Origin of the sequence: Aeromonas bivalvium (genome assembly GCF_000819765.1) — a bacterium.
GTDB lineage: Bacteria > Pseudomonadota > Gammaproteobacteria > Enterobacterales > Aeromonadaceae > Aeromonas > Aeromonas bivalvium.
In genome coordinates this window covers 124,406-150,353 of record NZ_CDBT01000061.1, presented here as the reverse complement: position 1 = coordinate 150,353, position 25,948 = coordinate 124,406, and the positions used below count along the sequence as shown (strand labels likewise).

General features: G+C 63.2%; 17 protein-coding genes. 14 read left to right on the top strand and 3 right to left on the bottom strand.

What is annotated here, in order from left to right:
- Positions 1-18 precede the first annotated feature (18 nt).
- Genes recC through recD form a run of 3 tightly spaced genes read left to right on the top strand, consistent with a single transcriptional unit; the run spans position 19 to position 9,097 of the window.
- Positions 19-3,435: an exodeoxyribonuclease V subunit gamma gene (gene recC / locus BN1119_RS17745; protein ID WP_042001245.1), complete on the top strand. Its 3,417-nt coding sequence runs from the start codon at positions 19-21 to the stop codon at positions 3,433-3,435.
- Positions 3,435-7,046: an exodeoxyribonuclease V subunit beta gene (gene recB / locus BN1119_RS17740; protein ID WP_042001242.1), complete on the top strand. Its 3,612-nt coding sequence runs from the start codon at positions 3,435-3,437 to the stop codon at positions 7,044-7,046. The genes recC and recB overlap by 1 nt, the downstream gene beginning before the upstream one ends.
- Entirely contained in the window at positions 7,043-9,097 is a 2,055-nt protein-coding gene (gene recD / locus BN1119_RS17735; protein ID WP_042001239.1) for an exodeoxyribonuclease V subunit alpha, read from the top strand. The genes recB and recD overlap by 4 nt, the downstream gene beginning before the upstream one ends.
- A gap of 127 nt (positions 9,098-9,224) precedes the next feature.
- Here recD and BN1119_RS20280 read toward each other — a convergent pair whose 3' ends face one another.
- Positions 9,225-10,973, bottom strand: coding sequence for an AIPR family protein (locus BN1119_RS20280; RefSeq protein ID WP_167335486.1), 1,749 nt, complete (start codon positions 10,971-10,973; stop codon positions 9,225-9,227).
- Positions 10,974-11,358: 385 nt separating this feature from the next.
- Between BN1119_RS20280 and BN1119_RS17730 the strand changes: the two genes are divergently transcribed.
- Together BN1119_RS17730 and BN1119_RS17725 are read left to right on the top strand one after the other, a co-directional pair.
- Positions 11,359-12,072 (top strand): SIMPL domain-containing protein, encoded by a 714-nt coding sequence (locus BN1119_RS17730; RefSeq protein WP_042001235.1) that lies wholly within the window; start codon positions 11,359-11,361, stop codon positions 12,070-12,072.
- A gap of 209 nt (positions 12,073-12,281) precedes the next feature.
- Entirely contained in the window at positions 12,282-13,292 is a 1,011-nt protein-coding gene (locus tag BN1119_RS17725; RefSeq protein WP_042001233.1) for a sensor domain-containing diguanylate cyclase, read from the top strand.
- 13 nt (positions 13,293-13,305) lie between these two features.
- Here BN1119_RS17725 and BN1119_RS17720 read toward each other — a convergent pair whose 3' ends face one another.
- A complete protein-coding gene (locus tag BN1119_RS17720; protein ID WP_042001230.1) occupies positions 13,306-14,838 on the bottom strand; it encodes an EAL domain-containing protein in 1,533 nt (510 codons plus the stop codon).
- A gap of 493 nt (positions 14,839-15,331) precedes the next feature.
- Between BN1119_RS17720 and BN1119_RS17715 the strand changes: the two genes are divergently transcribed.
- Positions 15,332-17,248: an EAL domain-containing protein gene (locus BN1119_RS17715; protein ID WP_042001227.1), complete on the top strand. Its 1,917-nt coding sequence runs from the start codon at positions 15,332-15,334 to the stop codon at positions 17,246-17,248.
- A 7-nt stretch (positions 17,249-17,255) separates the two neighbouring features.
- Here the strand turns inward: BN1119_RS17715 and BN1119_RS17710 are convergent, their stop codons facing one another.
- Positions 17,256-18,158: a 1-aminocyclopropane-1-carboxylate deaminase/D-cysteine desulfhydrase gene (locus BN1119_RS17710; protein ID WP_042001225.1), complete on the bottom strand. Its 903-nt coding sequence runs from the start codon at positions 18,156-18,158 to the stop codon at positions 17,256-17,258.
- Between the two features lie 69 nt (positions 18,159-18,227).
- Here BN1119_RS17710 and BN1119_RS17705 point away from each other — a divergent pair, with 69 nt between their 5' ends.
- From BN1119_RS17705 to mshE, 8 genes are all read left to right on the top strand, one after another.
- Positions 18,228-19,091 carry a hypothetical protein gene (locus BN1119_RS17705; RefSeq protein ID WP_042001223.1) on the top strand — a complete coding sequence of 288 codons (864 nt, stop codon included), beginning with the start codon at positions 18,228-18,230 and terminating at the stop codon, positions 19,089-19,091.
- 11 nt (positions 19,092-19,102) lie between these two features.
- Positions 19,103-19,696: a PilN domain-containing protein gene (locus BN1119_RS17700; RefSeq protein ID WP_042001375.1), complete on the top strand. Its 594-nt coding sequence runs from the start codon at positions 19,103-19,105 to the stop codon at positions 19,694-19,696.
- On the top strand, positions 19,696-20,337 hold the full coding sequence (locus BN1119_RS17695) for a type II secretion system protein M (protein WP_042001222.1): 642 nt from the start codon (positions 19,696-19,698) through the stop codon (positions 20,335-20,337). Before BN1119_RS17700 ends, BN1119_RS17695 begins: the two co-directional genes overlap by 1 nt.
- Entirely contained in the window at positions 20,330-20,641 is a 312-nt protein-coding gene (locus tag BN1119_RS17690) for a SctD/MshK family protein (RefSeq protein ID WP_042001219.1), read from the top strand. The genes BN1119_RS17695 and BN1119_RS17690 overlap by 8 nt, the downstream gene beginning before the upstream one ends.
- A gap of 65 nt (positions 20,642-20,706) precedes the next feature.
- Positions 20,707-22,389 (top strand): pilus (MSHA type) biogenesis protein MshL, encoded by a 1,683-nt coding sequence (mshL, locus tag BN1119_RS17685; RefSeq protein ID WP_042001216.1) that lies wholly within the window; start codon positions 20,707-20,709, stop codon positions 22,387-22,389.
- Between the two features lie 47 nt (positions 22,390-22,436).
- On the top strand, positions 22,437-23,327 hold the full coding sequence (locus tag BN1119_RS17680; RefSeq protein ID WP_042001213.1) for an ExeA family protein: 891 nt from the start codon (positions 22,437-22,439) through the stop codon (positions 23,325-23,327).
- Positions 23,328-23,376: 49 nt separating this feature from the next.
- Positions 23,377-24,519, top strand: coding sequence for a tetratricopeptide repeat protein (locus BN1119_RS17675; RefSeq protein WP_042001210.1), 1,143 nt, complete (start codon positions 23,377-23,379; stop codon positions 24,517-24,519).
- A 90-nt stretch (positions 24,520-24,609) separates the two neighbouring features.
- Positions 24,610-25,948, top strand: a 1,339-nt coding sequence (gene mshE, locus BN1119_RS17670; RefSeq protein WP_042001208.1) for an MSHA fimbrial ATPase MshE, incomplete at its 3' end; no start/stop codon positions are given.

The following is a 25,948-nucleotide window of genomic DNA, read 5'->3' as shown; positions in this document are numbered from 1 at the left end:
AATTGGCGGGAGTCGTCCATGTTTACCCTCTACCACTCCAATCAGCTGGATCTGCTCAAGGAGCTGCTGGTGAGCCGCATCCGGCAGGCGCCCCTCTCCCACCCCTTCGAGCACGAGCAGATCCTGGTGCAGAGTCCCGGCATGGCCCAGTGGCTCAAGCTGGAGCTGGCCAAGGCCTTCGGCATCGCCGCCAATATCGACTTTCCCCTGCCCGCGAGCTTCATCTGGGAGATGTTCACCCAGGTGCTGGCGGACGTACCCCGCCAGAGCCCCTACAACAAGGGCTCCATGAGCTGGCAGCTGATGACCATCTTGCCCGCCCTGCTCGGCAGGCCCGCCTTCGCGCCGCTGGCCGCCTATCTGGGTGGGGATGAGGAGGATCCAGCCCGGGATCCCGAGCAAGTGCGGCTGTGGCAGCTTTGCCAGAAGGTAGCGGATCTCTTTGACCAGTATCTGGTGTATCGGCCTGACTGGATCGCCCGTTGGGAACAGGGGGAAGGATTGAGTCAGGAGCTGGCCGGGGTGAGCGGCCAGGATTGGCAGCCCGAGCTGTGGCGCGAGCTGGTGGCCCGCACGTTGGCGCTCTCACCCAGCGGCTACCACAGAGCCAACCTCTACGAGGAGTTTATCCACGAGCTGGCGCGTACCCGGGATCTGCCGGGCAAGCTGCCGCAGCGGGTGTTCGTGTTCGGCATCTCGGCCCTGCCGCCCCGCTATGTGGAGGCCCTGCTGGCGCTGGGCAGCCGTGATGAGGTGGAGGTGCATCTGTTCGTCACCAACCCCTGCCGCTACTACTGGGGGGATCTGCTGGACAGAAAAACCCTGGCGCGCCTTGGGAACAAGCTCAAACCCGGCACGGATATCGAGACCCTGCAAGGGCCCGCCAACCCGCTGCTCGCCTCCATGGGCAAGCTGGGGCGCGACTACCTGCATCAGCTGATGGAGCTGGAGGTGCCGCAGATCGAGGCCTTCGTCGATATCGACGAGGTGGACGAGCAGGGCCACGTCAGCCTGCTGCGCGCCATCCAGAAGGATGTGCTGGAGCTGGCCGAACGGGGGGCCGGTGAGTTCAGTCTCGACGCCAGCCACCACAAGAGCCCCATCAGTCCGGCGGATGGATCCCTGCAGATCCACGCCTGCCACGGCCCGATGCGGGAACTGGAGGTGCTGCACGATCGCCTGCTGGCGCTGTTCGAGGCGGACCCCTCCCTCACCCCGAAAGACGTGGTGGTGATGATGCCGGACGTGAACAGCTACGGCCCCTACATTCAGGCGGTCTTTGGTAAAGAGAAGAGTGGGGCCCGCGGCCAGATCCCCTTCGCGGTCTCGGATCGGGCGGCGAGCCAGGAGAGCCCGCTGCTGCAAAGCTTCCTCGCCCTGCTGAAATTGCCCAATGCCCGCCTCGGCGCCGGCGAGCTGCTGGCCATCCTCGAGGTGCCCGCCGTGCTGCGCCGCTTCGAGCTCGATGACGACGAGTTCAACCAGCTGCGGGTCTGGGTGCAGGAGACCGGCATCCGCTGGGGGCTGGACGACGGCTACCCCGTCCGTTTCGATCTGCCGCCCCTGTCCGGCAACAGCTGGCTGTTCGGCCTGCGCCGCATGCTGCTGGGCTTTGCCATGGGGGATGGGGAGCCGGTGGCGGGCATGTCGTTCTGCGCCGATCCTGGTGCAGGGCAGCAGGGCGCTGTGGCCAGCATATTGCCCTATGCCGAGATCGAGGGGCAGCAGGGGCTGGCCCTTGGCAAGCTCGCCTGGTTTATCGATTCGCTCGCCGAATTTCTGCCCCGCTTGCAACAGGCGCAGCCGCTGGCCGAGTGGCACGCCTGCCTCAATGAACTGCTGGAGCGTTTCTATCTGGGAGACGAGGAGGAAGAACGCCAGCTCCAGCTCATTCGCAGCCAGCTCACCGACTGGCAGACCCAGCTCGGCGAGGCCCGCTTCGCGCAGCCCATTACCGCCGACCTGCTGCAGGATTACCTCGGCAGCGTGCTGGGGGAGTCCCGCTCCAGCCAGCGCTTCCTCGCCGGTCAGGTGAACTTCTGCACCCTGATGCCGATGCGCTCCATCCCCTTCAAGCAGGTCTGCCTGCTCGGCATGAACGACGGCGTCTATCCGCGCACCCTGGCTCCCATGGGGTTCGATCTGATGGCGGTGGCGGGACGGCGCGGAGACAGATCCCGCCGCGATGATGACCGCTACCTCTTCCTCGAGGCGCTGCTCAGCGCCCAGCAGGGGCTCTACATCAGCTATCAGGGCTTCAGCGCCCAGGACAACAGCGACAAGGTGCCCTCGGTGCTGCTGGCCGAGCTCATCGACTATGTGCGCCAGGGCTTCGTGCTGGCGGGGGATGAGAGCCTCGACGACGAAACCTCGGGCCAGCGGCTGCTTCAGCACCTGATGGTGGCGCACCCGCTCACCCCCTACAGTCGCAGCTATTTCTATCCAGAGGCGGGTTCGCGCCTCTTTACCTATGGGGCCGACTGGCTGCCCGCCCTCAATCCGGTGCGCGGCGCGGCGAATTTCCAGAGCGGCGAGCTGCCTTTACCCCCCGAATGGGGCAAGGAGCAGGGGCTGGAGCTGGCGGAGCTGCTGCGCTTCTACCGTCAGCCCACCAAATATTTCCTCAACCGCCGCCTCAAGGTGTGGTTTGAGTTGAATGAGGCCAACATCGAGGACAGCGAGCCGTTCGAGCTGGACGGTCTGCAACACTATCAGCTGAAAGCGCTGCTGCTCGATGCCCATCTGGCGCAAGGAGACAGTGCCGTGCGTCGCGAGCGGTTGCAGCTCACCGGCCTGCTGCCCCAAGGCTGGTTTGGCAGCCTGCTGCTGGAGGATCTGGATGCCGAGATGGGCAAGCTGGCTGAGAGGTTGCGCCCCTGGGTTGCGGCTGATGAGGCTGAAAAACAGGCGGTGGAGATCGATATCTCCCTGACCCAGGGCCAGCTGCAAGGGTGGATCGACACCCAGAAGGGGCGCTTGCTGGTAGTCAAACCCGGCAGCTTCAACGGCAAGGATCTGCTGCTGGCCTGGGTTCAGCACCTCTGTCTCTGTCTGAGCCGTGCCCCCGGCGACACCCTGCTGTTCGATGCCAAGCAGAGTCTGCGGCTGCCCAAGCTCTCTGCCGACGAGGCGCGCCCCAAACTGGCGGCCCTGGTGGCGCTCTGGGCCCAGGGGATGAAGCGGCCGCTGCCGTTTTTCCCCAATACCGCCTGGGATTGGCTCAAGGGGATGGAGAAGGATCCCGACAAGCCGGAGGCGGCCGACAAGGCGGCCCTCACCCGCTTCAACGGCGGCTACATGGTGACGGGGGAGGGGCAAGACCCTTATGTCGCCCGCTGCTTCCCCGAACTCGATGACGCCGTGCTGGGGCAGTTGCAGGCGCTGGCCCGCGAACATCTGACCCCGCTGCTCAAGACCCTGGAGGAGCTGAAATAATGGCTAACCCGCTCAATACATTGCGTTTTCCCCTCCATGGTGAACGACTGATCGAGGCCTCCGCCGGCACCGGCAAGACCTACACCATCGCCGGCCTCTACCTGCGCCTGCTGCTGGGGCACGGCCCGCTCATCGAAGAAGGCGCCGATGTGGGTCAATCCAGCGCCCACGAACGGCCGCTGTCGGTGACCGAGATCCTGGTGGTGACCTTTACCGAAGCGGCCACCGCCGAGCTGCGGGGGCGGATCCGCGGTCGCATCCACGAGGCGCGGCTCGCCTTTATGCGGGGTGAGAGCAAGGATGACTTGCTGGCCCAGTTGCTGGTCGAGGTGGAGGATCACGAACTGGCGGCCCGCCGCCTGCTGGCCGCCGAGCGGCAGATGGACGAGGCGGCGGTCTTTACCATCCATGGCTTCTGCCAGCGGATGCTCAAACAAAACGCCTTCGAGTCGGGCGCCCTCTTTGAAACCGAATTTTTGACCGACGACAGCCAGCTTCGGCTGCAGGCGGTGAGCGACTACTGGCGCGCCGAGTTCTATCCGGTGGATAAAACCCTGGCGAGCTCGGTGCGCGCGCTCTGGCCTAGCCCCGCCGCCCTGCTGCGGGAGATGAACGGCTGGCTCGACAATAGCGAGCTGGAGATACACCCGGCCTTGGGGGATGAGACCCTCGCCGCCCGCCATCAGGCTGCCATGGCCCGCATCGGGGCGGTGAAGCGCGAATGGCTGGCGCAAGGGGACGAGATCCGCCGCCAGACGGATGGGCAAGTAAGCCGCTATACCGGCAAGAACTACGAAGGCTGGCTTGCCAAGATAGGCGACTGGGCACAGGACGAGGGCAGTGGCTACGCCATTCCCAAGGAGCTGGAGCGCTTCGGCCAGACGGTGCTGGAGGAGAACCTCAAGAAGGGGGGCGCAGTGCCGACCCTGCCGCTGTTTAGCCAGATCGACGAGCTGCTGGAAAGCCGCCCCGGTATTCGGGACCTTATCCTGCAACGGGCCGCCAAGGTGGTGCGCAGCCGGATGCAGGCGAGCAAGCGCCAGGCTCATCAGCTCTCCTTCGATGACTTGCTCAAGGATCTCGACGGGGCGCTCGGCTCAAGCCTTGGCGAGCGGCTCTGCGATCGCATTCGCGCCACCTACCGGGTGGCGATGATCGATGAATTTCAGGATACCGACCCCCAGCAGTACCGCATCTTCCACCGGCTTTACGGCGGCCATAGCGACACGGCGCTCCTGATGATCGGTGACCCCAAGCAGGCCATCTACGGCTTTCGCGGCGCCGACATCTTTACCTACATCCAGGCGCGGCGAAATGTGAGCGCCCACTACACCCTCGGGCGCAACTGGCGCTCAAGCAGCGCCCTGGTGGGGGCGGTCAACGGCCTGTTCGAGCGAGCCAAGGATCCCTTTATCTACGAAGCGGATATCCCCTTCCTGCCGGTGGAGGCGCAGGGCAAGAGCAAGGCGCTGCTGCTCGATGGCGCCACCGCGCCCGTGCTCCACTGCTGGCAGCTGAGCGGCCAGCCCACCTTCAACCGGGGGGATTACCAGAGCAAGATGGCCCGCGCCACCGCCGCCGAGATCCACCGCCTGCTGACCCTGGCCCGCGAGGGCAAGGCGCTGATCGGTGACAAGGCGGTGAAGGCCGGAGATATCGCCGTGCTGGTGCGCACCGGCAGTGAGGGCAAGCTGGTGCAGCAGGAGCTGGCGCGCCTTGCCATCGCCTCGGTTTATCTGTCGAATCGCGAGAGCGTGCTGGAGCAGGTGGAGGCGCGGGAGATTTTGCTGATTTTGCACGCCTGCCAGAACCCGAGCGAGGAGAGGAGCCTTAGGGCGGCGCTCGCCACCGGCCTGTTCGATCTGGACGCCAGGGCGCTCGATGCGCTGGCCTCGGACGAGCGAGCCTGGGAGAGCGCGGTGCAGGAGTTTATGGAGTACCGCCAGATCTGGCATAGACGCGGCGTGCTGGCCATGCTGCGGGCCCTGCTGCACAGGCGCAATCTCGCCGCATCGCTTTTGGCGAGCCCCTACGGCGAGCGGCGGCTGACCAACTTCCTCCATCTCGGCGAGCTGCTGCAACAGGTGAGCAGCGAGCTGGACGGGGAATATGCCCTGCTGCGCTGGCTGGGGGAGGCGGTGAGCCGCCCCAATGGCCAGGATGCGGAGCAGGTACTTCGCCTCGAGTCCGAGCGAAAATTGGTGCAGATCGTCACCATCCACAAATCCAAGGGGCTGGAGTACCCCCTGGTGTTCCTGCCCTTCATCTGTAGCCACAGAACCGCCGAGACCCCCCTCTATCACGAGGTGATTGAGGCGGGCAATCGCACCATTCTCGATCTGACCGGTGCCGAGGATTCTCTGGCACAAGCGGACAAGGAGCGCCTCGCCGAAGACTTGCGGCTGCTCTATGTGGCGCTGACTCGCGGCGTCTACGCCACCTGGCTCGGGCTGGCGCCGGTGCGCTCGGGCAACGGCAAGTCGGAGAAGACAGATCTGCACCACACCGCCATCGGCTACCTGCTGCAAAAGGGGGAGGAGGGGGATGCCGAAACCCTGGCGACCGCCCTGACCGAGCTTGCCCAGGCGCTGCCCGGGGTGGTGGTCGGTGAGCCCTCGCTCACCCGCCCGGCCCCGCTGCTGCCAGAGGAGGAGCAGCTGGGCGAGCCCCAGGTGCGCCACTTTAGCGGTCGGCTGGAGCGGGACTGGTGGATCAGTTCCTATTCGGGTCTGGCGGCCCAGGGCCACGGTCACGGCAAGGGGGTCTTGGCGAACCCCGGCTTCGATGACGAGGTAGTGACCGAGGCGGCTGCCGCTGCGCAGGAAGAGGAGACGCCAGCCCCCTCCATTTTCACCTTCCCGAAGGGGGCGCGCCCCGGCACCCTGCTCCACAGCCTGTTCGAGACCATCGATTTTCAAAGCGCCGCGGGCGAGCCGCTGGCACAGCATATCGCCACCCTGCTGGCCCAGGATGGCTTCGACGAGAGCTGGGCCCCTGTGCTGCAACAGCAGGTGGAGGCTGTGCTCGATACCCCGCTGGAGACCGCTTTACTTGCAGAGAGCGGCGAGCCGGTGCGGCTGCGGGATCTGGCCCCCGAGCGCAAGCAGGTGGAGCTGGAGTTCTTCCTGCCCATGGGGCGGGTGACGGCCAGCGCGCTGACCGCGCTCTGCCAGCAGCACGACCCGTTGTCGCGGGGCAACAAGCCGCTCGGCTTCGCCACCGTGCAGGGGATGCTCAAGGGCTTTATCGACCTGGTGTTCGAGTGGCAGGGGCGCTGGTATCTGCTCGACTACAAATCCAACCACCTCGGCAACAGTCCGGCTAATTACAATCAGGCAGCGTTAGAGTCTGCAATGAGGGAGCACAGATACGATCTGCAATACCAGCTCTATTCCCTGGCGCTGCATCGGCTGCTGACCCTGCGCCTGCCGGGCTACGACTTCGACCAGCACTTTGGCGGCGTGTTTTATCTGTTCCTGCGCGGCATGCCCCAGGGGGGGGTGTTTCATACCCGGCCCAGCCGCGAGCTGGTGCTGGGACTGGATCGGTTGTTTAGCGAGGGGGCGACGACCGCCACCGCAGACGTTTCGGATAACGGGGTAGAAGCATGAAGAGCGCAATGATGATCGAACGGCTCAAGGCCCTGGCGCTAGGGGGGCGTATCCGCCAGCTGGATCTGCAATTTGCCAAACTGGTGGCAGACCTTGGCGGCGGCCCCGAGCTGGTGCTGGGGGCGGCGCTGGCCTGCTACGAGCTTGGGCGCGGCCACGTCTGCCTGCCGCTGGCAATGCTGGCCCATGCCGGTAACGAGAAGGGATCCCTGCGCCCGTTCGGGCTGGATCCGGATCAGAGCCGGGATCTGCTGGCGGATCTCGCGGATCCTGCGAGCTGGCCCGCCCTGTTTGCGGCCAGTCCGCTGGTTGGCTCTGAAGCTCATGAGGGGGAGACCCCCCGTTGGCCCCTGCGGCTCTGGCGCGATCGCCTCTACCTCACCCGCTACCACGATTTCGAGCTGGGAGTGGCCCGCCACCTGCGCGCCCTGAGCGAACGCGCCGAATGGCCCGAGATTGCCCCGGTCCTGTCGCGCCTCTTTGCCCGCGACTACGGTCTGGTGTTCGCGGCGCTGCTCAAGGCCCGCCTCGCCCCCGACTTCTCGGCCCGCCACTTCGTCGAGAAATACCTGGATCTGGTGTTCCCGAACGAGGTGGATTGGCCCGCCATCGAGGCCTTGCTGGGGAGCGCCCAGGCGGCGAGCGATCTGAGTGCGCTGGATAAATTGGTGCCCGAGGCGCTTTGCTGCAACGGCCAGAAGCTGGCGGCGGCCACGGCGGCGGCGCGCCCCTTCGCGGTGATCTCAGGCGGCCCCGGCACCGGCAAGACCACCACGGTCGCCAAGCTCCTGGCCATTCTGGTGGAAACCGGCCTGCAAGCAGGCAAGGCCCCGGCGATCCGGCTGGTGGCCCCCACCGGCAAGGCGGCGGCGCGTCTGACCGAGAGTATCGGCGCAGCCCTCCAGGCCCTGGATCTGCCCCCCGAGGTCGTGGAAGCCATCCCCACCGAGGCGGGCACCTTGCACCGGCTGCTCGGGGTGATCCCCGGGCGCAGCCAGTTCCGCCACCACGCAGGCAATCCGCTGCATCTGGACCTGCTGGTGGTGGACGAGGCCTCCATGGTGGACCTGCCCATGATGGCGCGCCTGCTGGACGCGCTGCCCGGCCACGCCCGCCTCATCCTGCTCGGCGACAAGGATCAGCTCGCCTCGGTGGAGGCGGGGGCCGTGCTCGGCGATATCTGCAGCTTTACCTCGCAGGGCATCAGCCCGGCGCAGGCGGACTGGCTCTCCCGCCAGACCGGCTATCGCCTGCAGGGCTTGCCCGCAGGCGCCCCGGTGCGCGACAGCCTCTGTTTGCTTTCCAAGAGCTGGCGCTTCGATCAGCATTCGGGCATAGGTCAGCTGGCGCGGGCCTGCAACGGCGGTGATGCCGCCGCGGTGGAAACGGTCTGGAGTGCGGGATTTGCCGACATCAGCCTGCACCCCTGGGTGGGGGAGGCCTATGACGAGCTGATTGCAGAGGGGGTCGCCGGTTATGGCAGCTATCTGAAGGCGGCCCGGGCCGGGGAAGATCCCGCCGCCGTGTTCAAGGCGTTCAACGGCTTTCAGATCCTCTGCGCTCTGCGCGGCGGCCCCTTCGGCGTCGAGGGGCTCAACGAGCGCCTCGAACTGGCCCTGTCACGGGCCGGGCTGATTGCCCGCGACGGCGACTGGTATGCGGGCCGCCCGGTGATGGTGGTGCGCAACGACCACGGCATCGGCCTCTACAACGGCGATATGGGGCTCTGCCTGCCCGATGAAACTGGCCGGTTAAAGGTCTGGTTTGAGCAGCCGGATGGCTCTCTGCGCGCCCTGTTGCCCAGCCGCTTGCCGCCTCACGAGACGGTCTATGCCATGACCATCCACAAATCCCAGGGCTCGGAGTTTGCCCATACGGTGCTGGTGCTGCCCGACAGCCCCAGCCCGCTGCTGACCCGCGAGCTGGTCTATACCGGCATCACCCGCGCCAAGGCGCGACTCGATCTCTACGGCGATCGCGCCCTGCTGGCCCAGGCCGTGCGGAAAAAGACCGAACGGTATTCGGGGTTGGCACAGAGGTTGGGGGAGTGATTGATGGCGGCGGTAAAGGGAGTTGCCGCTGTCCGATTATGCTGTGACCGCACACAGGTCTGAGGATCAGAATTTTAGATAGTTGCTCCTCTCGATATGAAAGAGGAGCAACTTATATTATTGATGATTATGAATAGACAATGTTGCTTCTAAAAATAGAGAACCATTCTTCGTGTTGGTCCTCAAATGTTCCCATATCTTGGGCAAAGGCTCTTATCTGATTGTCGATGATATCTTTCTTCGATAAGCGCCCATCGGCTGCTGGCCCTAAAGTTATATGTCGGGATGTTACCCTGATGACTATTGATTTCCATAGTTCAACGCAAGTCTGCCGATCTAGCTTATTGTTAAAGCCGATTGTGTAAAAGTTGGGAATACGTTGGCCACATATATCTTCCATAATTGCAGATACAGCTTTAACGACTAGGAATGGTGCGCCAGGTTTAATCAAGAATGCCAGTTTTTCTTTATTTCTATCTGTTAGAGTTCCATCACGCATTTCTTCTCTAAGTTCTTCTCTATGTTTAATTATGGCTTCATAGAGAGTGTAAACAAAAAAGATGTGTCTTGCTGTAATTGAGTCATTGAATGCATCAGCATATAATTGTGTTGAATCCCAGATGTTGCTTTTCTCGTGATAACTATCCCTAGGGTGCCCATGAAAGGCTAGTAAGACTTGTGCAACAGAGTCTGCAGGCATTAACTTCCTTTTTTCATCTGGCGTTAATTCTTTCCTCAGCCCTCCCATATATACAGCATCAGGGATCCTATTGAACTCCGCACGTAGCCTTTTCTGTATTTGGTCACTAGACCTAAAGTCAGAAGATATTACTTTATTTTGAGAGTTATTTGCTTTGGTTATTGCGCTAATCCGTTTGTTTGTACTGGTTTTTACAAAGCGAACACCAACTTTAAGAGTGGGGCTAACAACGCCATCTGCATTGGAAATACAGCCAGTTGTTTGAGCCCCGTTGACGATAGAGATACCTTTTATACCTCTCAATACGCCAAGGACGTTATTTTCATCAAATTTGTCTATATATAAATCATGTACAAGAGCAGTAATTCCATTATTTAAAACAAAAAAGTCATCCGCATCATTTTTCACGCTCTCTACGATCTGACCATTTATGTATTTATCCTTTTTATTTGCACCTAAATATGAACGAACGTTGGCGCTGAAAAGTTTGTCCTCTGTATACTTATCATACAGCTCTTTTAGCTTATATCCTTGTATGCTTGTGGAAAATGACGTCCAGTCTCCATTCTTTGTTTCAATGAATCCAGGTAGACCTCCATCAAAAGTTATGTCATCAGTGATGATTATTGGTTGTTGTTTGGTGCTATATAGTTCATCAAGGCTTTCTAATCCAAGCTGTTTGGTTACTATATGAAATCTCTTACCAGGGTATTTATCATTCAAGCTGGAGTTTATTGAGTCTGAAATTCCTCTGAGTGGACGCTCACAGTCAATAGTCTCTGGGCAGTTGTGTAAAAACCAAATATAAATATTTTCTATCATACCTTCTTCTAGAGCATCTCTTGCATCTTGTACCTGATATCTTATTCGAGATGGTATATCAGTGATGTTTTTATTTATAAAAACAACAGTCGCATACGCTACATCACTCGATTTATTTGGTTTTGCACCTTCAGCTCTAAATAAATCTGTGAAATAAGATTGGATTATGATTATGGACTTTCTTTCTCTATCCACATATAGAATGTCAATTTTTTCGTCATCAGGGCCTTCAGTTATTGCATCTTGGATATTGGTGTGAATATCATCAGTCCCTGTGAACAACTCAATGGCATAAATAGCCCCTTTCAATTTCCCATATACTTCAAGGTCTGAGCGCTCGGATAATGACGTCATAAACTGGCTATTGCTAAAGTCCCTATATGTCATAATTAAGTCCCTATTGTTTAAATTGGGAAATAATTTAACACCTTTATGGTGAGTGGCATATGAGGCTCGTCATGTTTTTAATGTTTAGCATCATAGGATGCAATAAACGAAGTGAGTTGTATCGCACAGGTCATAGGGCTTACCGCGTTTGCGCCACCCGCATATCTGGGCCGGTTTCCTTCAAGCTCTCCCGTCTTTCTGCCGCCGCAATATGTCGCGTATGGCGCCACTTTTCCTCGGCTTCACCCAAGGAGGACGCTCCCGGGCTGGCGGGGGGGCCGGGTTCTGGTACAACTTCTGCTACAACCAAGAAACGGCTGGTCACAAGACACCATCTGATGGGGAGTTTGTTATGGAACAGAGCGTGAAATCGTCCCTCGTCCTCGGCAGCCTGCTGCTGGCAGGGCTGCTGGGCATGGCCTGGATCGGCGGCAACAGCCTGCTCAAGGCCAAGGAGTATGAGCGTCGGGTGTCGGTGAAGGGGTTGTCTGAGAAGGAGGTGCAGGCCGATGTGGTGGTCTGGCCCATTCGTTTTTCCGGCGCCAGCAACGAGCTGCCCGGCCTTTATGGCGAGATGGGCAAGAGCGCGGCCGCCATTCTGGCCTATCTCAAGCTCAACGGCGTGGCCGAGGAGGAGATACTGATAGCGCCTCCCGCCGTCACCGACAAGCTGGCTCAGCCCTATGGCGGCGCCGAGGCGAGCGCGTTTCGCTACACGGCGGCCCAGACCATCACGGTGCGCTCCGGCCAGGTGGACAGGGTGCGCCAGCTGATGAACGGCATCGCCGAGCTGGGCCAGCAGGGCATCGCCTTCGCCGGTCAGGATTATCAGCAGACCGAGTTCATCTTCACCCGCCTCAACGAGCTCAAGCCGCAGATGGTGGAGGAGGCGACCCGCTCGGCGCGGGAGGTGGCCGACAAGTTTGCCAAGGATTCCGCCAGTCGGCTCGGCAAGATCCGCACCGCGAACCAGGGCCAGTTCACGGTGGAGAATCGCGACTCCAGCACCCCCTATATCAAGAAGGTGCGGGTGGTTTCCACGGTGGAATACTATCTCTCCGACTGACCCTTCTCCCCAGGGGGCCTGATCGGGCCCCCGCCTCGTCACCCGAGCGGCCCCCGATCCTCTGGATCCCCCGCGCCGCTTGAGATTCAAGCGCATCACAACCTGATGCCGGCTGCGCAATCTGCGAGCTGGCCCCCCTCTTTTTCTGGCGTCAGCCCCTACACTTGATCCCAGCAAATAGCCCCATGAATGTAAGCAAGGATGGCATCATGAATGAGGAGAGCTATCGACAGAGGGACCCGCTGCTGCCCGACCTCTGCGACGAGGTGGTGCAAACCATCATAGATCTGGTCAGCGACGGTATCTGGGATTGGCACGTCGACTCGGGTTACGTCTATCGCAACGCCGGTTGGTATCGCATGCTGGGGTATGAGCCCCACAGTCTGGACAACGACGTGCTCACCTGGGAGTCCCTCATCCACCCGGAAGATCTGGGCCGGGTCATGACCCACTTCGACGATTACCTGGCCGGCCGCAGTCCCCATTACCGCATCGAGTATCGCTGCCGCACCAGCGGTGGCGACTATCTGTGGATCGAGGACAGCGGCCATATCGTGGCCCGCCATCAGGACGGGACGCCGGCCCGCATGATAGGGGCCCACCGCAACATCCACGACAAGCGGCTCTATTTCGAAACCCTGGAGTCCACCAACAAGTCCCTCTCCCTGCTGGTGGAGGAGTGCACCCAGGAGCTGCGCCATGCCAACGAGGCGCTGCTGCATCAGGTGGAGGAGAATCGCCGCCTGGCGGAGACGGATGCCCTGACCCAGGTCGCCAATCGCTATCGGCTGGAGCAGACCCTGCGCCACGAGTGCGAGCGGGCAAAGCGGTTCAACCAGCCCCTGAGCATAGTGACCCTCGACATAGATGAGTTCAAACAGATCAACGACTCGTATGGCCATGGCGCCGGGGATCTGACCCTGATCGCCCTGGCGAACCAGGTGAAGGGGCAGTTGAGGGAGATAGACACCCTGGCCCGCTGGGGCGGCGACGAGTTCATCCTGATCCTGCCCGGCACCAACCTGGCGGAGGCGCGCCGGGTGGCGGAGAAGATCCGGGGCCATATCGCCGAGGTGGGGCTCGACTCGCCCCTGCCCCTCACCCTGAGCCTGGGGCTGGCGGAGTATCTGGCGGGGGAGGGGTCCCATCAGCTGCTCAACCGGGGCGATGGCGCCCTCTATCGCGCCAAGGCCCTTGGCAAGAACCTCATCTGCGAGTGAGTGACCGGGGCCGTCAGGCCCCACTGGCGCGCATCGCCTCTGCCGCCTTCATTGGCGGCTGCCAGTGGACCAGCTCGGCGATGGGCATGGGCCGGGCGAAGGCATAGCCCTGGATCAGGTAGACCCCCCGTTCGGCCAGGTAGTCGATCTGCTCCTGGCTCTCGACCCCCTCCGCTATCATCTCCATCCCTGATTCGCGGCCGAAGGCGATGATGGCGTCGAGCACGCTGCGCTTGAGATCCTGGGTGCCTATGGTGTCGACGAACATCTTGTCTATCTTGATGCGGCGGATCCCGAGCCGTTGCAGGTAGGCGAAGCCGCCGTAGCCGGTGCCAAAGTCATCGATCTTGAAGTGATAACCCCGCAGGCCCAGGTTGGCCATCTCGCGGGCCGCCCGCTGCATGTCCGTGATGGGGATGCGTTCGGTCAGCTCGAAGGTGAGGCGGTCGGGATCCGGCCAGCGCAGCCGTTGCAGCATCTCGTCCAGGTAGCTGTGCTCGACGTGGGCGGCGACCAGGTTGACGCTGACCCACTGGGGCGGCGGCAGTTGCTCGAGATCGGCCACCACCTGGCGCACCAGCTGCTCTGTGATGGGCACGATCAGCCCCTGGCGCTCCACGTAGTCGATGAAGGCGCCGGGGGGCACGAAGCTGTCATTGCGCCGCCAGCGGATCAGGGCCTCGTGCCCCACCACCTCGTGGCTGCGGCTGTCGACGATGGGTTGGTAGAAGGGGATGAACTCCCCCCGCTGCATGGCGAGCCGCAGCAGGCCATCCAGGGAGTTGCGGTAGTTGCGCAGCAGCCAGTAAGTCAGCACCAACCCCAGTCCCAGCAAGAGGCTGATGGGCAGGCCATAGTGGCGGATCTGGCTGGCGGCGTATTGGCGCAGGGCCTGACCGGCCAGCAGGGTCTGCTCCACCTGATGCTGGTTGTCGAAATGGACAGTGCTGATCGGGCTGGATTCTGCCCGGATCTGCTTGTTGCCCCGGGGAAAGAAGAGGCCGGCCAGGGCGGGATCCTTGTGGTTGAACTCCAGGTAGAAGCACCCCTTGCAGGGGGTTCTCAACAGCTCGTGGCTCCAGCTGCTGTCGAGCACCCAGTAGGCCAGATTGTCATTGCGCCGCGCATAGACAAGCATCTCTCGCTCGGTATCGAACCTGGGGGCTGTGCTGGTGAGCTGAAAATCGGCAGAGGGGGATAGCTTGACCTCGGGCACGAAGGGCCACTGGGGGCCCAGGGTAGAACACCCCTGACCCTTGGCCGGTTGCAGGGCGGCGAAGCGAATGTGGCGGTTGTAATAGTCGGGGGATCGCAGCAGCGCCATGTCCTGTGGCCCGCAATCGAACTTGAAACGGGACAGCTGGGCGAGGAGGTCATGGCTGAGCAGTTGACTGCGCTCCGCTTGATAGGCGAGCAGCTCCTCTTCCTTTGCCTTGAGCAGATGGTGGGTCAGGGGCTTGGTGAGCAGGGGTCCGAGCAGCAAGAGCAGTAGGGGAGGCGTACAGAAGAGCCCCAGGGAAATCCATAACGGCGTCTGTCTTGACATGGGGGAACCTTCTGTCGGGAAAAAGGTGACTCGATTGAGATTTAACCATCATAAAGATTAGCTGTATCAATTTGAATGAGCCTGATCGCGTTTTAAGCACGATGCAATAACCTTTTGATAAACATTAATTTTATTTGATGGTTTGTTCGAGATTCAATCGCTGACCTGTCAGAAATGACAATTGTCCAGCTTATCTGAACTGGGTAGAGTAGCCGTGCGGTTTGACTCACCGTGTGTTCAATACTCCTGTATCTGTATGTTTTGTCAGTAGCACAGAGTGTTAGTTTTGATATGAGTGTTTTGGTCCCCTCTGCGGGACCATTTTTCTTTGTGCCTTCCCCCCATCCGGTCATCCCCAATCGCCTTGGTATTCATGCCGCGATTGATTATGCTCGCGCCCCTTAATCTCAGCAGTGGGATCCCCGTCCATAGGCGGCCATGGGTCCGGCTGTTACCATGAGTCAACACGGACGTTGGTGCATACGGAAGGCCCATGAAACTCACCACACAACTCGTCTCCTTCATCACCCTGTGCGTGATAGCGGCCATGACCATGGTGCTGCTGGGGGGAGTATTCAGTTTTCGCCAGCTCGGCTTCGAGCTGCAACAGAACAAGGTCAGCTCCCTGGTGGAGGTGCTCGACAAGCAGCTGGAGGTGGCCGATGACCACAGGGATCTCACCCGCTGGCTGCCGACCCTGCTGCGCTCGGCCCGGGTGGTCGAGCTGGAGGTCCATCAGGGCAAGCAGCGCATCTACTGGTTTCGCGACGTCCAGTATCAGGAGGACGAGAGCCTGCTGATCCCCTATCAGCGTCAGCTCTCCCGCCAGCCCGGCCTGGTGGCCGACTTCAAGCTCGAGCGCCCCTTCAAGGAGTTCGAATATTCGATCCAGGCCATGTCCGGCATCTCCCTTGGCATCCTCATCGTGGTGTTCGGGCTCTGGTACTCCATTCGCTGGCTGCGGTTGCAGCTGAGGGGGGCCGAGCTGCTGGCCCTGCGCGGTCAGCTGATCCTGGATGGCAAGCTGGCCAAGCTGGCCCACGATCCGGCCGAGGAGTGGCCCGTCTCCGCCAGCGGCGCCCTCGACAAGCTGCTTGCCGAACTGGCCGATGCCCGCAAGGAGCGCAGCCGCTTTGACAATTTCATCCGCAGCAATGCCTTTGTCGACAAGGACATAGGCATAGGTAACCGCCTCTTCTTCGACAATAGGCTGGAGAGCGCCATCATGGAGGCGAACGTGATGAGCGGCGGTGTGCTGCTCATCGAGCTGGCCTGCCTGGAGGAGTTCGACTTCGAAGAGGATGCCCGCCAGGTACGGGAGTTGTTGCAGGAGGCGAGCGCCTCCATCGGCACCTTCGTGCGCAAGCACAACGGCGCCCTGCAGGCCCGCTACGGCGGTCAGGCCTTTGCCGTGCTGCTGCCCAACATGGCGGAGAGCGAGATGGTGGACGGGGCCGGCCAGCTGCTCAAGAGCCTGCAACGGCTGCATTGGCCTCAGGGAGTCAACCCGGAGACGGCCGTGTTCATCGGCGCCGTCTGCTACCAGGCCAACGACAGCCTGCTCAAGGTGCAGGAGGAGGCGGAGCTGGCCCTCAAGAGCGCCCGCCTGCAGGGCCACAGCGGCTGGTTCCTCTACGAGAAGCGCCTCAGCCTGGAGCCGAGCAGCAAGGGTACGGTACGCTGGCGCAGCCTGCTCAGTCGTCGGCTGGAGGAGAGGGGCATCGACTTCTACCGTCAGGGGGTGCAGCAGGATCAGGGGGCGCCTGTCGTCCAGCAGGACATAGTGACCCGGATCCTGGACGAGCAGGGGCGGCCCCTGCAGGCGGGGGTCTATATTCCCATGGCCGAGAAGACGGGGCTGCTGCTGCCCCTGGATCGGCTGGTGACGGAGCAGACCCTGCTGCTGCTGCGGGGGGGAGACGAGACGAGCCCCCCCATCACCCTCAACCTCTGCGCCCAGAGCCTGCTCAATCGCGAGTTCCAGCGCTGGCTCTTCTTCGCCCTGTTCCAGCTGCCGCGCAGGACCAACGAGCGCCTGGTGCTGCAGCTCTCCGAGGCCCAGGTGACCCGCCACTACGAGGCTCTCAAGCGGCCGCTGCGCTCCCTGCGCATGCTGGGCTGCCAGCTGGCCATCGACCATGCGGGTCAGGACGTGGTCAGCACCCAGTACATCAAGGAGTTCGAGATCAACTTCCTGCGGCTGCACCCCAGCCTGGTGCGGGAGATCCAGAGTCGTCAGGTCAACCAGATGGCGGTGCGCAGCCTGGTGGGTGGCTGTGCCAATACCCAGGCCAGGGTGATCGCCGTGGGGGTGGAAAGCCAGGAGGAGTGGAAGATGCTGCGCCACCTGGGGGTCTATGGTGGCCAGGGGCCCTGGTTCAGCGAGCCAGAGCCCATGGCCCGCCCCTGATGAGGGATCAGATCCGCCCCTGCTCCCTGAGCCCGGCCAGCCCCTGCAGGCCGCCGGTGTGAAGGAAGACGATGCGGCTGCCTCTGGGGATGCGCCCGGCCGCCAGCTCGCGAAACAGGCCCCACATCGCCTTGCCGCTGTAGATGGGCTCCAGCGGCAGGCCCGTCTCGGCGCTGAACTGCTGCACCCAGTGCCAGAGCGCCGGGCTGAACTTGGCGTAGCCGCCATCATGGTGGTCGAGGGCGATGGACCAGTGAGGGTCAATGGCGGCGGCGGGATGAAGGCGGCACACCTCGTCACGGATGAAGTCGGCCCCCTTGAGCACGGCGATGGCGAGGATCCGCTGGCCCTCCCGTCTGCCCGAGACGAGCCCGGCCAGGGTGCCGCCGCTGGCGCAGGGCAGCACCCAGAGATCCGGGGAGAAGGGCATCTCGTCCACCAATTCGGCGACCCCGGGCAGGGCCAGGGGGGCGCTGCCCCCTTCCGGGATCAGCAGGGTGTCCGGCCCCTGGAACTGGGCCAGCCAGTGGGGATCCTGGCGACGGCGGTAGCTCTGGCGATCCACGAAAATGAGCTCCATGCCCCAGCTTCTGGCATCGGTCAGGGTGGGATTGCTGACGGCGGCGGGCTCACCACGTATGATACCGGTCGTGTGTAGCCCTGATTGGCGCCCAGCCGCCGCCAGGGCGTGAATATGGTTGGAGTAGGCGCCGCCAAACGAGACCAGACGGCGCTTGCCCTCTGCCCTGGCCTGCACCAGCTGGTACTTGAGCTTGCGCCACTTGTTGCCCGAGAGGCGGGGGTGGATCAGATCATCGCGCTTGCACCAGAGGCTGACCCCGTACTGGTCCAGCAGGGGGTGATGGATGGCGTGCAGCGGCGAGGGCAGTCTGCCTTGGTCGTTCGTCATTTATATAGAGGCTAATTCACTGTATATGTTAAGGTTTAATCCGTTTTCAGCGGCCAGGTATCTATCACGATGACAGCCTTCTTCTCCGCAAAGCCCAAGGGGAGCCGGGTCGGGTTGCTGCTGGCCCAGGACAGGGTCATGCTGGCCGCCCTGCAGGATCCCCCCATCTTCGCGACCCGCAGCGTCAATAGCCAGCAGGAGTGGCCCGTCGCCATCGCCGAGCTGTTTTCGCGCCATGGCCTGGCCAAGTCCCGGGTACGGGTCGCCCTGGCCGCTTCGCTCTGCCAGCAGGTCCAGATCGACAAGCCCGCCGTGCCCGAGGCCGAAATGGCCGGGGCCCTGCCCTGGGCCGTCAAGGATTACGTCAGCGAGCCGGTAATGCAACTGGCGATGGACTATGTGGATCTGCCGACGCCGCCGGCCGGCCAGGCGCGCATCAATGTGATCTGTGTGCCCAAGAGCCGGATCCGGCTGGTGGCCGATGCCGTCAACGCCGTGGCGCGGCTGGAGACGATACAGCATGACGAGCTGGCGCTCACCTCTCTTCAGGAGCGGGACAGCCGGGTGCGCATGCTGCTGTGGCAAGCCAGAGGCCAGGATCTGCAGCTGCTGGTATTCCACCAGGGGGGACTCTGCTTCTCGCGCCAGCTGCGCGGATTCGCCGCCCTGACCGGCGAGCAGGAGCCGACACCCATGCAGCTCGACAGCCTGATGCTGGAGATCCAGCGCTCCCTCGATTACCTGACCGGCCAGCTCAAGCTGCCCGAGCCCGGTGCCTTGCAGCTCGCCATCGCCTCGCCCTTCATCGGCACCCTGGTGCGCCACATGGAGCAGACCTTCGCCTTGCCGGTGTCCGCCATGGCCAACAAGGCGGTGCTGGCCGGGGTCGAATACCTGCCAGCTTACGGCGCCGCCCTGGGAGATCCGTCATGAGCCAGGTCGTGATGAAGCGCACCCTTAACCTCTACGCTCCCGAGTTTCACCCACGCCGCCAGTGGGCCGGCCTGCCCCAGATGGTGCTGGCCTGGGGTCTGCTGACCCTGCTGCTGGTCGGGCTGGGGGGCTGGACGCTCTGGCAGCAGCAGGGGGTCGGCCGTGAGCTGGCCCAGGTGCGGCTGGCCCTGGATGTGCAGCGGGGCGAGGCCAAGCGCCTGGACGCGGCCCTGGCCCGTCATCAGGCCGATCCGGCGCTCCAGCGCCAGCTGGCCCAGAAGCGGGACGAACTGAGTGCCAAGCAGGGCCTGATGAGCCAGCTTGGCAGCCTCTCTTTGCAAAAGTCCCAGGGCTATGCCGGCATCATGTCGGATCTGGCCCGGCTGGCCAACGACAGGCTGGCCCTGGAGCGGATCGAGGTCAACGAGGGGCGCATCAATCTGGCCGGGGTGGCGCGCAGCAGCCAGGACGTGCCGGCCTGGGTCAATCGCTTCAAGCAGATGCCGACCCTGGCGGGAAAAGAGTTTGGTGAGCTGACCCTGAGCCGCGACCCGGCGGGGCGGCTGCAGTTTCAGTTGAGCGGTATCGCGCGGGAGACCCCCTGATGAGAGCCCATTGGCAAGCATATGGCGATCGGGTGGCCGCCCTGAGCCAGCGCGAGCGGGTGTTGATCCTGCTGACCGGCCTCATCCTGCTGTTCGCCGTCCTCTATTACGGCTGGCTGGAAGGGGCTCAGCTGCGCCTGGAGCAAGACAGGCAGGCCCTGGTCACCGCCCAGCGGGACCTGGAGATCATGGGGCTCGAGAACCAGGGCAAGCAGGCCAGGCTCAACCGGGATCCCAACCTCGGGGTGCGCCGCCAGCTCGCCGAGCTCGATGGGCAGCTGGTGCGCCTCGATGGCGAGCTCAAGGCCCAGACGGTGGATCTGATCCCGGCCAACGAGATGGCCGCGGTGCTGGAGAGCCTGCTGGCGGGATCTTCCCGCCTGCACATGGTGGCCCTGACCAGCATCGCCCCCACCCCCCTGATGGCGGGGGAGCAGAGCAGCAACCTGTTCAAGCATGGGATCCGCCTGCGGCTGGAGGGAAACTATTTCGATGTGTATCAGTATCTCAAGGCGCTGGAAGCCTTGCCGCGTCACTTCTACTGGCGGCTGTTCGACTATCGGGTGCAGACTCACCCCGGCGCACAGGTGGAGATGGAGATATACACCTTGAGCACCAGTCGGGAGTTTATTCGTGGTTAAGTTGCTGATATTTATTTTGTTGTTATCGCCTGTCGTCCAGGCGGAGGTGCTGAGGGATCCGACTCAGCCCCTGGAGGCGCCAGCGGGACAGGGGAGCGCCAGCCAGGGCCGCGGCCTGCCCAGGTTGCAGAGCATCATGCTGGGCAACGGGCCCGCCCGGGCCGTGCTCGACGGCCAGAGCTACCGGATAGGGGACAGCATCAACGGCTATCGGCTGGTGGGAATAGACGCCGACGCCGTGCTGCTGGACAAGGGTGGCAAGCGCCTGCGGCTGGCGCTGTTTGCCGGCGGTATCCTGCGATGAGCCGACCCCTCACCATGTCGGCGCCGCGCGCCACTTCGAATTCTCAGTCAGGGCATTCTCATTTCATGAAAAGACATCGACTCTGTGTGATCTCCCTCGCCGTGCTGGCCGCTGGCTGTACCAGTTATCGTCATCCGGAACCGACTTCGGCCAAGGAGGCGCTGCTCGACGCCCGTCTCGAACAGCAGCGCAACGCCCAGGCCCAGGCGCTGACGGTGCCAAGCTCGGTGCAAAACGAGCTGCTGGCCCTCAATCGCCCCGCCCTGCCCGCAGCGGTGCCGGAGAAGCGGCTGCGCATCGCCGCCCATGACGTGGAGGCGGTGGATTTCTTCGGTTCCCTGTTCAAGGGATCCCGCTACAGCGTGGCGGTCCATCCCGGGGTTGCCGGGCTCATCTCCCTGGAGCTCAAGGATGTGACCCTGCCCGAGGTGCTGTCCGTGGTGGCAGATATGTATGGCTTCGACGTGCAGCGCAAGGGCCCGGTCTATCACATCTATCCGGCCGGGCTGCGCACCGAGACCATACCGGTCAATTACCTGATGATGGCGCGTCGCGGCCAGTCCCGTACCGCCATCAGCACAGGGGGGGTGACCGCCAATGACCCCAACAGCGGCAGCAACAACAATTTCAACAACGACAGCCAGACCAGCCTGAACGGCAACGGCTTCAACAACAGCTCTTCTTCCAGCAGTGGCCAGCAGAACGGCACCCAGATAGAGACGGACACCAACACCGACTACTGGACCGATCTCAAGGAATCCCTGCAGACCCTGATCGGCAAGGGGGAGGGGCGGGCCGTGATCACCAGTCCCCAGGCGGGCCTGGTCACCCTGCGCGCCTATCCCAAGGAGCTCAAGGCGGTGCGGGAGTTCCTCAACCAGTCCGAGTCGCACCTCAAGCGCCAGGTGGTGCTGGAGGCCCGCATCCTGGAGGTGGCCCTGAACGAGGGCTATGAGCAGGGGGTGGACTGGAACGGCCTCTCCGCGACCTGGGACGGTGGCAGCAAGGGGGTCACAGGCATCGGCAGCCTGGTGGGCAACACGGTCGCCGCCAGCACCAACACCATCTTCAAGGCTCTGGGCGGCGGCGCCGGCTTCACCATCTCGGACGGCAACTTCGATGTGGCGGTCAACCTGCTCAAGACCCAAGGGGACGTGAATACCCTGTCGAGCCCCAGGGTGACGGCCACCAACAACCAGAAGGCGGTGATCAAGGTCGGCACGGACGAATACTTCGTCACCGACGCCTCCACCACCATCACCAGCAGCAGCAACCAGGATCAGGTCTACCCGAACGTGGAGCTGACCCCCTTCTTCTCGGGCATCGCCCTGGACGTGACCCCGCAGATCGACGAACAGGACAGGGTCTTGCTGCACATACACCCCTCTGTCATCGACACCCAGGAGCAGCAGAAGACCATCAGCGTCGGCACCGCCAACCCCCTGGTGCTGCCCCTGGCCAAGAGCTCGATCCGCGAGTCCGATACCGTGGTGCAGGCCAACGACGGCGACATCATCGTCATCGGCGGCCTGATGGAGACCAAGAAGCAGGAGATAGTGAGCAAGGTGCCCCTGCTCGGCGACATCCCCTGGGTCGGCGAGGCCTTCACCAACCGCAGCGAGAGCAACCGCAAGGTGGAGCTGGTGATCCTGCTCAAGCCGACCGTGGTGGCCAGGGACACCTGGCAAAAAGAGCTGCAACGCTCCTCCGAGTTGCTGGACAAATGGTACCCAGCCCGGGATCGGTGAGTGGTGACGCCGTGCGTCCCGTCGCCCCTGCCCGGCAGGGGGGCGCCATGTACCTGAACCATTTCGGTCTGCAGGAGCCCCCCTTCGCCCTCACCCCGAACACGGGGTTCTACTACGGGCTGCCCCCCCACGAGGAGGCGCTGCAGGTGCTGCACTGGGCCCTGGGTCAGGGGGAGGGCTTTATCAAGGTGACCGGCGAGGTGGGCACGGGCAAGACCCTGCTCTGCCGCAAGCTGCTGGCCGAACTTGGCTCCGAACAACAGCCGGTGCGACTCGCCTGGCTGCCCAACCCCCACCTCACCCCGGCGGAGCTGCGCATCGCCCTGGCCCTGGAGCTGGGGCTCGCGGTGCAGGAAGGAAGCGAGCTGGACATCACGGATCGGATCCATCGCCACCTCATCGGCCTGCACCAGCAGGGCTGTCGGGTGGTGGTGCTGCTCGACGAGGCCCAGGCCCTGCCGGACGAGACGCTGGAGGCCATCCGGCTGTTTGGCAACCTGGAGACGGAGGCGAGCAAGTTGCTGCAGGTGGTGCTGTTCGGCCAGCCCGAGCTGGACGGGCGCCTCGCCCAGCCCCATCTGCGTCAGTTGCGTCAGCGTATCGGTTTCTCCTATGCCCTGCGCCCCCTGCGCCAGGATGAGGCGCGCGCCTATCTGGAGCACAGGCTGCATGTCTCCGGCTATCGCGGCGCCCCCCTCTGGTCGAAGGCGGCCCAGCGCCTGCTGTGGCGCGCCTCCCGCGGCATTCCCCGCCTCATCAATGTGCTGGCCCAGAAGAGCCTGATGGTTGGCTACGGCGAAGGGGTGCGGCGCATCCTGCCCGCCCAGGTGTGGCTCGCCATCCGGGATACCGAAGACGCCAGCCGTCCCTGGCGAGGACGCTGGTTGGTGCTGGCTCTGGGCCTGGCCGCCGCCCTGCTCTACGGGATCTGGCCATGAACCGAGTGAGTGACCCCCTATTTTTCATGCAACGGGCAGGAGTCTGGTTGTGAGTGTTATCAACAAGATGCTGACCGATCTCGAGCGCCGCCAGGGCAATGGCGAGCCCGCCGCCGTCTATGTGGCGCCCGCCCGGGGCCAGGGCTGGTGGATGCTGCTGCTCACCCTGATCTGCGGCCTGGCCCTCGGCATCCTGAGCTGGCGCAGCTGGCTCTATTGGCAACAGCAGCAGGAGAGGAGCCATCTGACGGCTGTCGTCCTGCCTCCGGTGTCATTGCCCAGTGAACAGGCCCCCTTGCCTGGTTCGTCCGTATCCGAGCTGGCGCCGCAAACCCCACTGCCACCGGCAGAGGCCCAGCCAGCGCCTGGCCCGTCTGCTGACGCCTCGACCCAGGCAGTGGCACAGCCAGCGAGGGCGGTCAGTCCAGCTCCTCTGGCGCAGGCACAGACAGACGAGGGGGCGGATCTCGACGAGATGGATGAGCCCCAGTGGCAGGAGAGAGAACCGAGCGACGCCGAGTTGCAGCCGGATCTCCATGCCGAGCTCGCCGTCGAGGCGGCGCCCGAACCGGCGCCACGCCGCGCCCCTTCCCTCAAGATAGAGACGGTGGAGCTGAGCCCGGCCGAGTTCGCGGTATTGAGCGAACGCAAGGCCAACGCGGCCCTGGTCAAGGGGGAGCTGAGCGAAGCCGAGGCCCAGTTCAGCGCCCTGCTTCGTCAGACGCCGGACAACGAACAGGCCCGGCAGCAGCTGGCGGGTCTGCTCTATGGCCAGGGTCGCCTCGCCGAGGCGAGCGCCCTGCTGGAGGAGGGCATTCGTCGCCAGCCGGATCAGGCCGATTTTCGCCTGTTGCGGGCCCGTCTGGCCCTGGCCGAAGAGGACAAGCGAGGGGCCCTCGCCTGGCTCGGCGGCGCCCGGCCCCCCCTGGCCAGCAACCTCGACTATTACGCGACCTGGGCCGGCCTGAGCCAGGAGCTGGGACAGAATGCCGAGGCGGCCGAGCTCTATGTCCGGTTGCTGCGGGTGCAACCGGATCAGGGGCGCTGGTGGCTGGGACTGGGGATCGCCGAGGATGGCCAGGGCCATGGCGAGCGCGCCCGGGATGCCTATCGCAATGCCCAGTTGCACGGCAACCTGGGAGAAGCCTCCCAGGCCTGGCTCGGCCAGCGTCTGGCGCAGCTGGGGCCCTGAACAAGGTGCATGCCTGATCGCGGCCATTGGCCGCGGTCATCGATTTGAGCGGGTCGGCGCCGGGGCGCCGGCTCACAACACGGAGTTTTCATGGCACAACCGAGACTGAAGATGCGCCTGGGCGATCTGCTGGTGCAAGAGCAGATCGTCACGGACGATCAGCTGCAACTCGCCTTGCAACAGCAGCGTCAGACCGGTCGCAAGCTGGGTACCACCCTCATCGATCTGGGCTTCATCAGCGAGGTGCAACTGCTGCAATTCCTGGCCCGTCAGCTCGGGGTGCCCTTCTTCGACCTCAACAACCTCACCATAGACGGCAAGGCGGTCGCCCTCTTGCCCGAGGTGCAGGCCCGTCGCTATCGCGCCCTGGCGGTCAACCAGAACGAACACGAGGTGACGGTGGCCATGTCGGACCCCGCCGACTTGAGCGCCCTGGATGCCATCGCCAACCTGCTGCGGCCGCGGGAGATGCGCCTCGCCGTGGCCCGTGAGGGCCAGTTGCTCGACTATTTCGACCGCCTCTATCGCCGTACCCGCGAGATAGAGAGCTTCGCCGAGCAGTTGCACGAGGAGTATCAGGATGCCGGCTTCGAGCTGGGATCCAGCAACCTGGAGGGGGGCAACGAGGGGGAGGCGACCGTGGCCAAGCTGCTGCGCTCCCTGTTCGAGGACGCGGTGCAGGTCGGCGCCTCGGACATCCATATCGAGCCCGACGAGAAGGTGCTGCGCATCCGCCAGCGCATCGACGGCGTGCTGCACGAGAATCTCCTCAACGAGGTGCGCATCGCCCAGGCCCTGGTGCTGCGCCTGAAACTGGTGGCCGGGCTCGACATCTCGGAGAAGCGGCTGCCCCAGGATGGCCGCTTCGCCATGAAGGTGCGCGGGCGCGACGTGGACGTGCGACTGTCCACCATGCCGGTGCAGCACGGGGAGTCCGTGGTGATGCGACTGCTGGATCAGAGCGCCGGCATCCTCTCCCTCGAGGAGACGGGGATGCCCCCCGAGATCCTCACGCGTTTTCGCCGCCAGCTCAAACGGCCCCACGGCATGATACTGGTGACGGGGCCGACCGGCAGCGGCAAGACCACCACCCTCTACGGCGCCCTGTCCGAGCTGAACGAGGCGAGCCAGAAGATCATCACGGTAGAAGACCCGGTAGAGTACCGCTTGCCCCGCATCAACCAGGTGCAGGTCAACCCCAAGATAGGGCTCACCTTCTCCCAGGTGCTGCGCTCCACCCTGCGTCAGGATCCGGACATACTGCTGGTGGGGGAGATGCGGGACAACGAGACGGTGGAGATAGGCCTGCGCGGCGCCATCACGGGGCACCTGGTGCTCACCACCCTGCACACCAACGATGCCATCACCAGCGCCCTGCGCCTCATCGACATGGGGGCGCCAGGCTATCTGGTGGCCAGTGCCCTGCGCG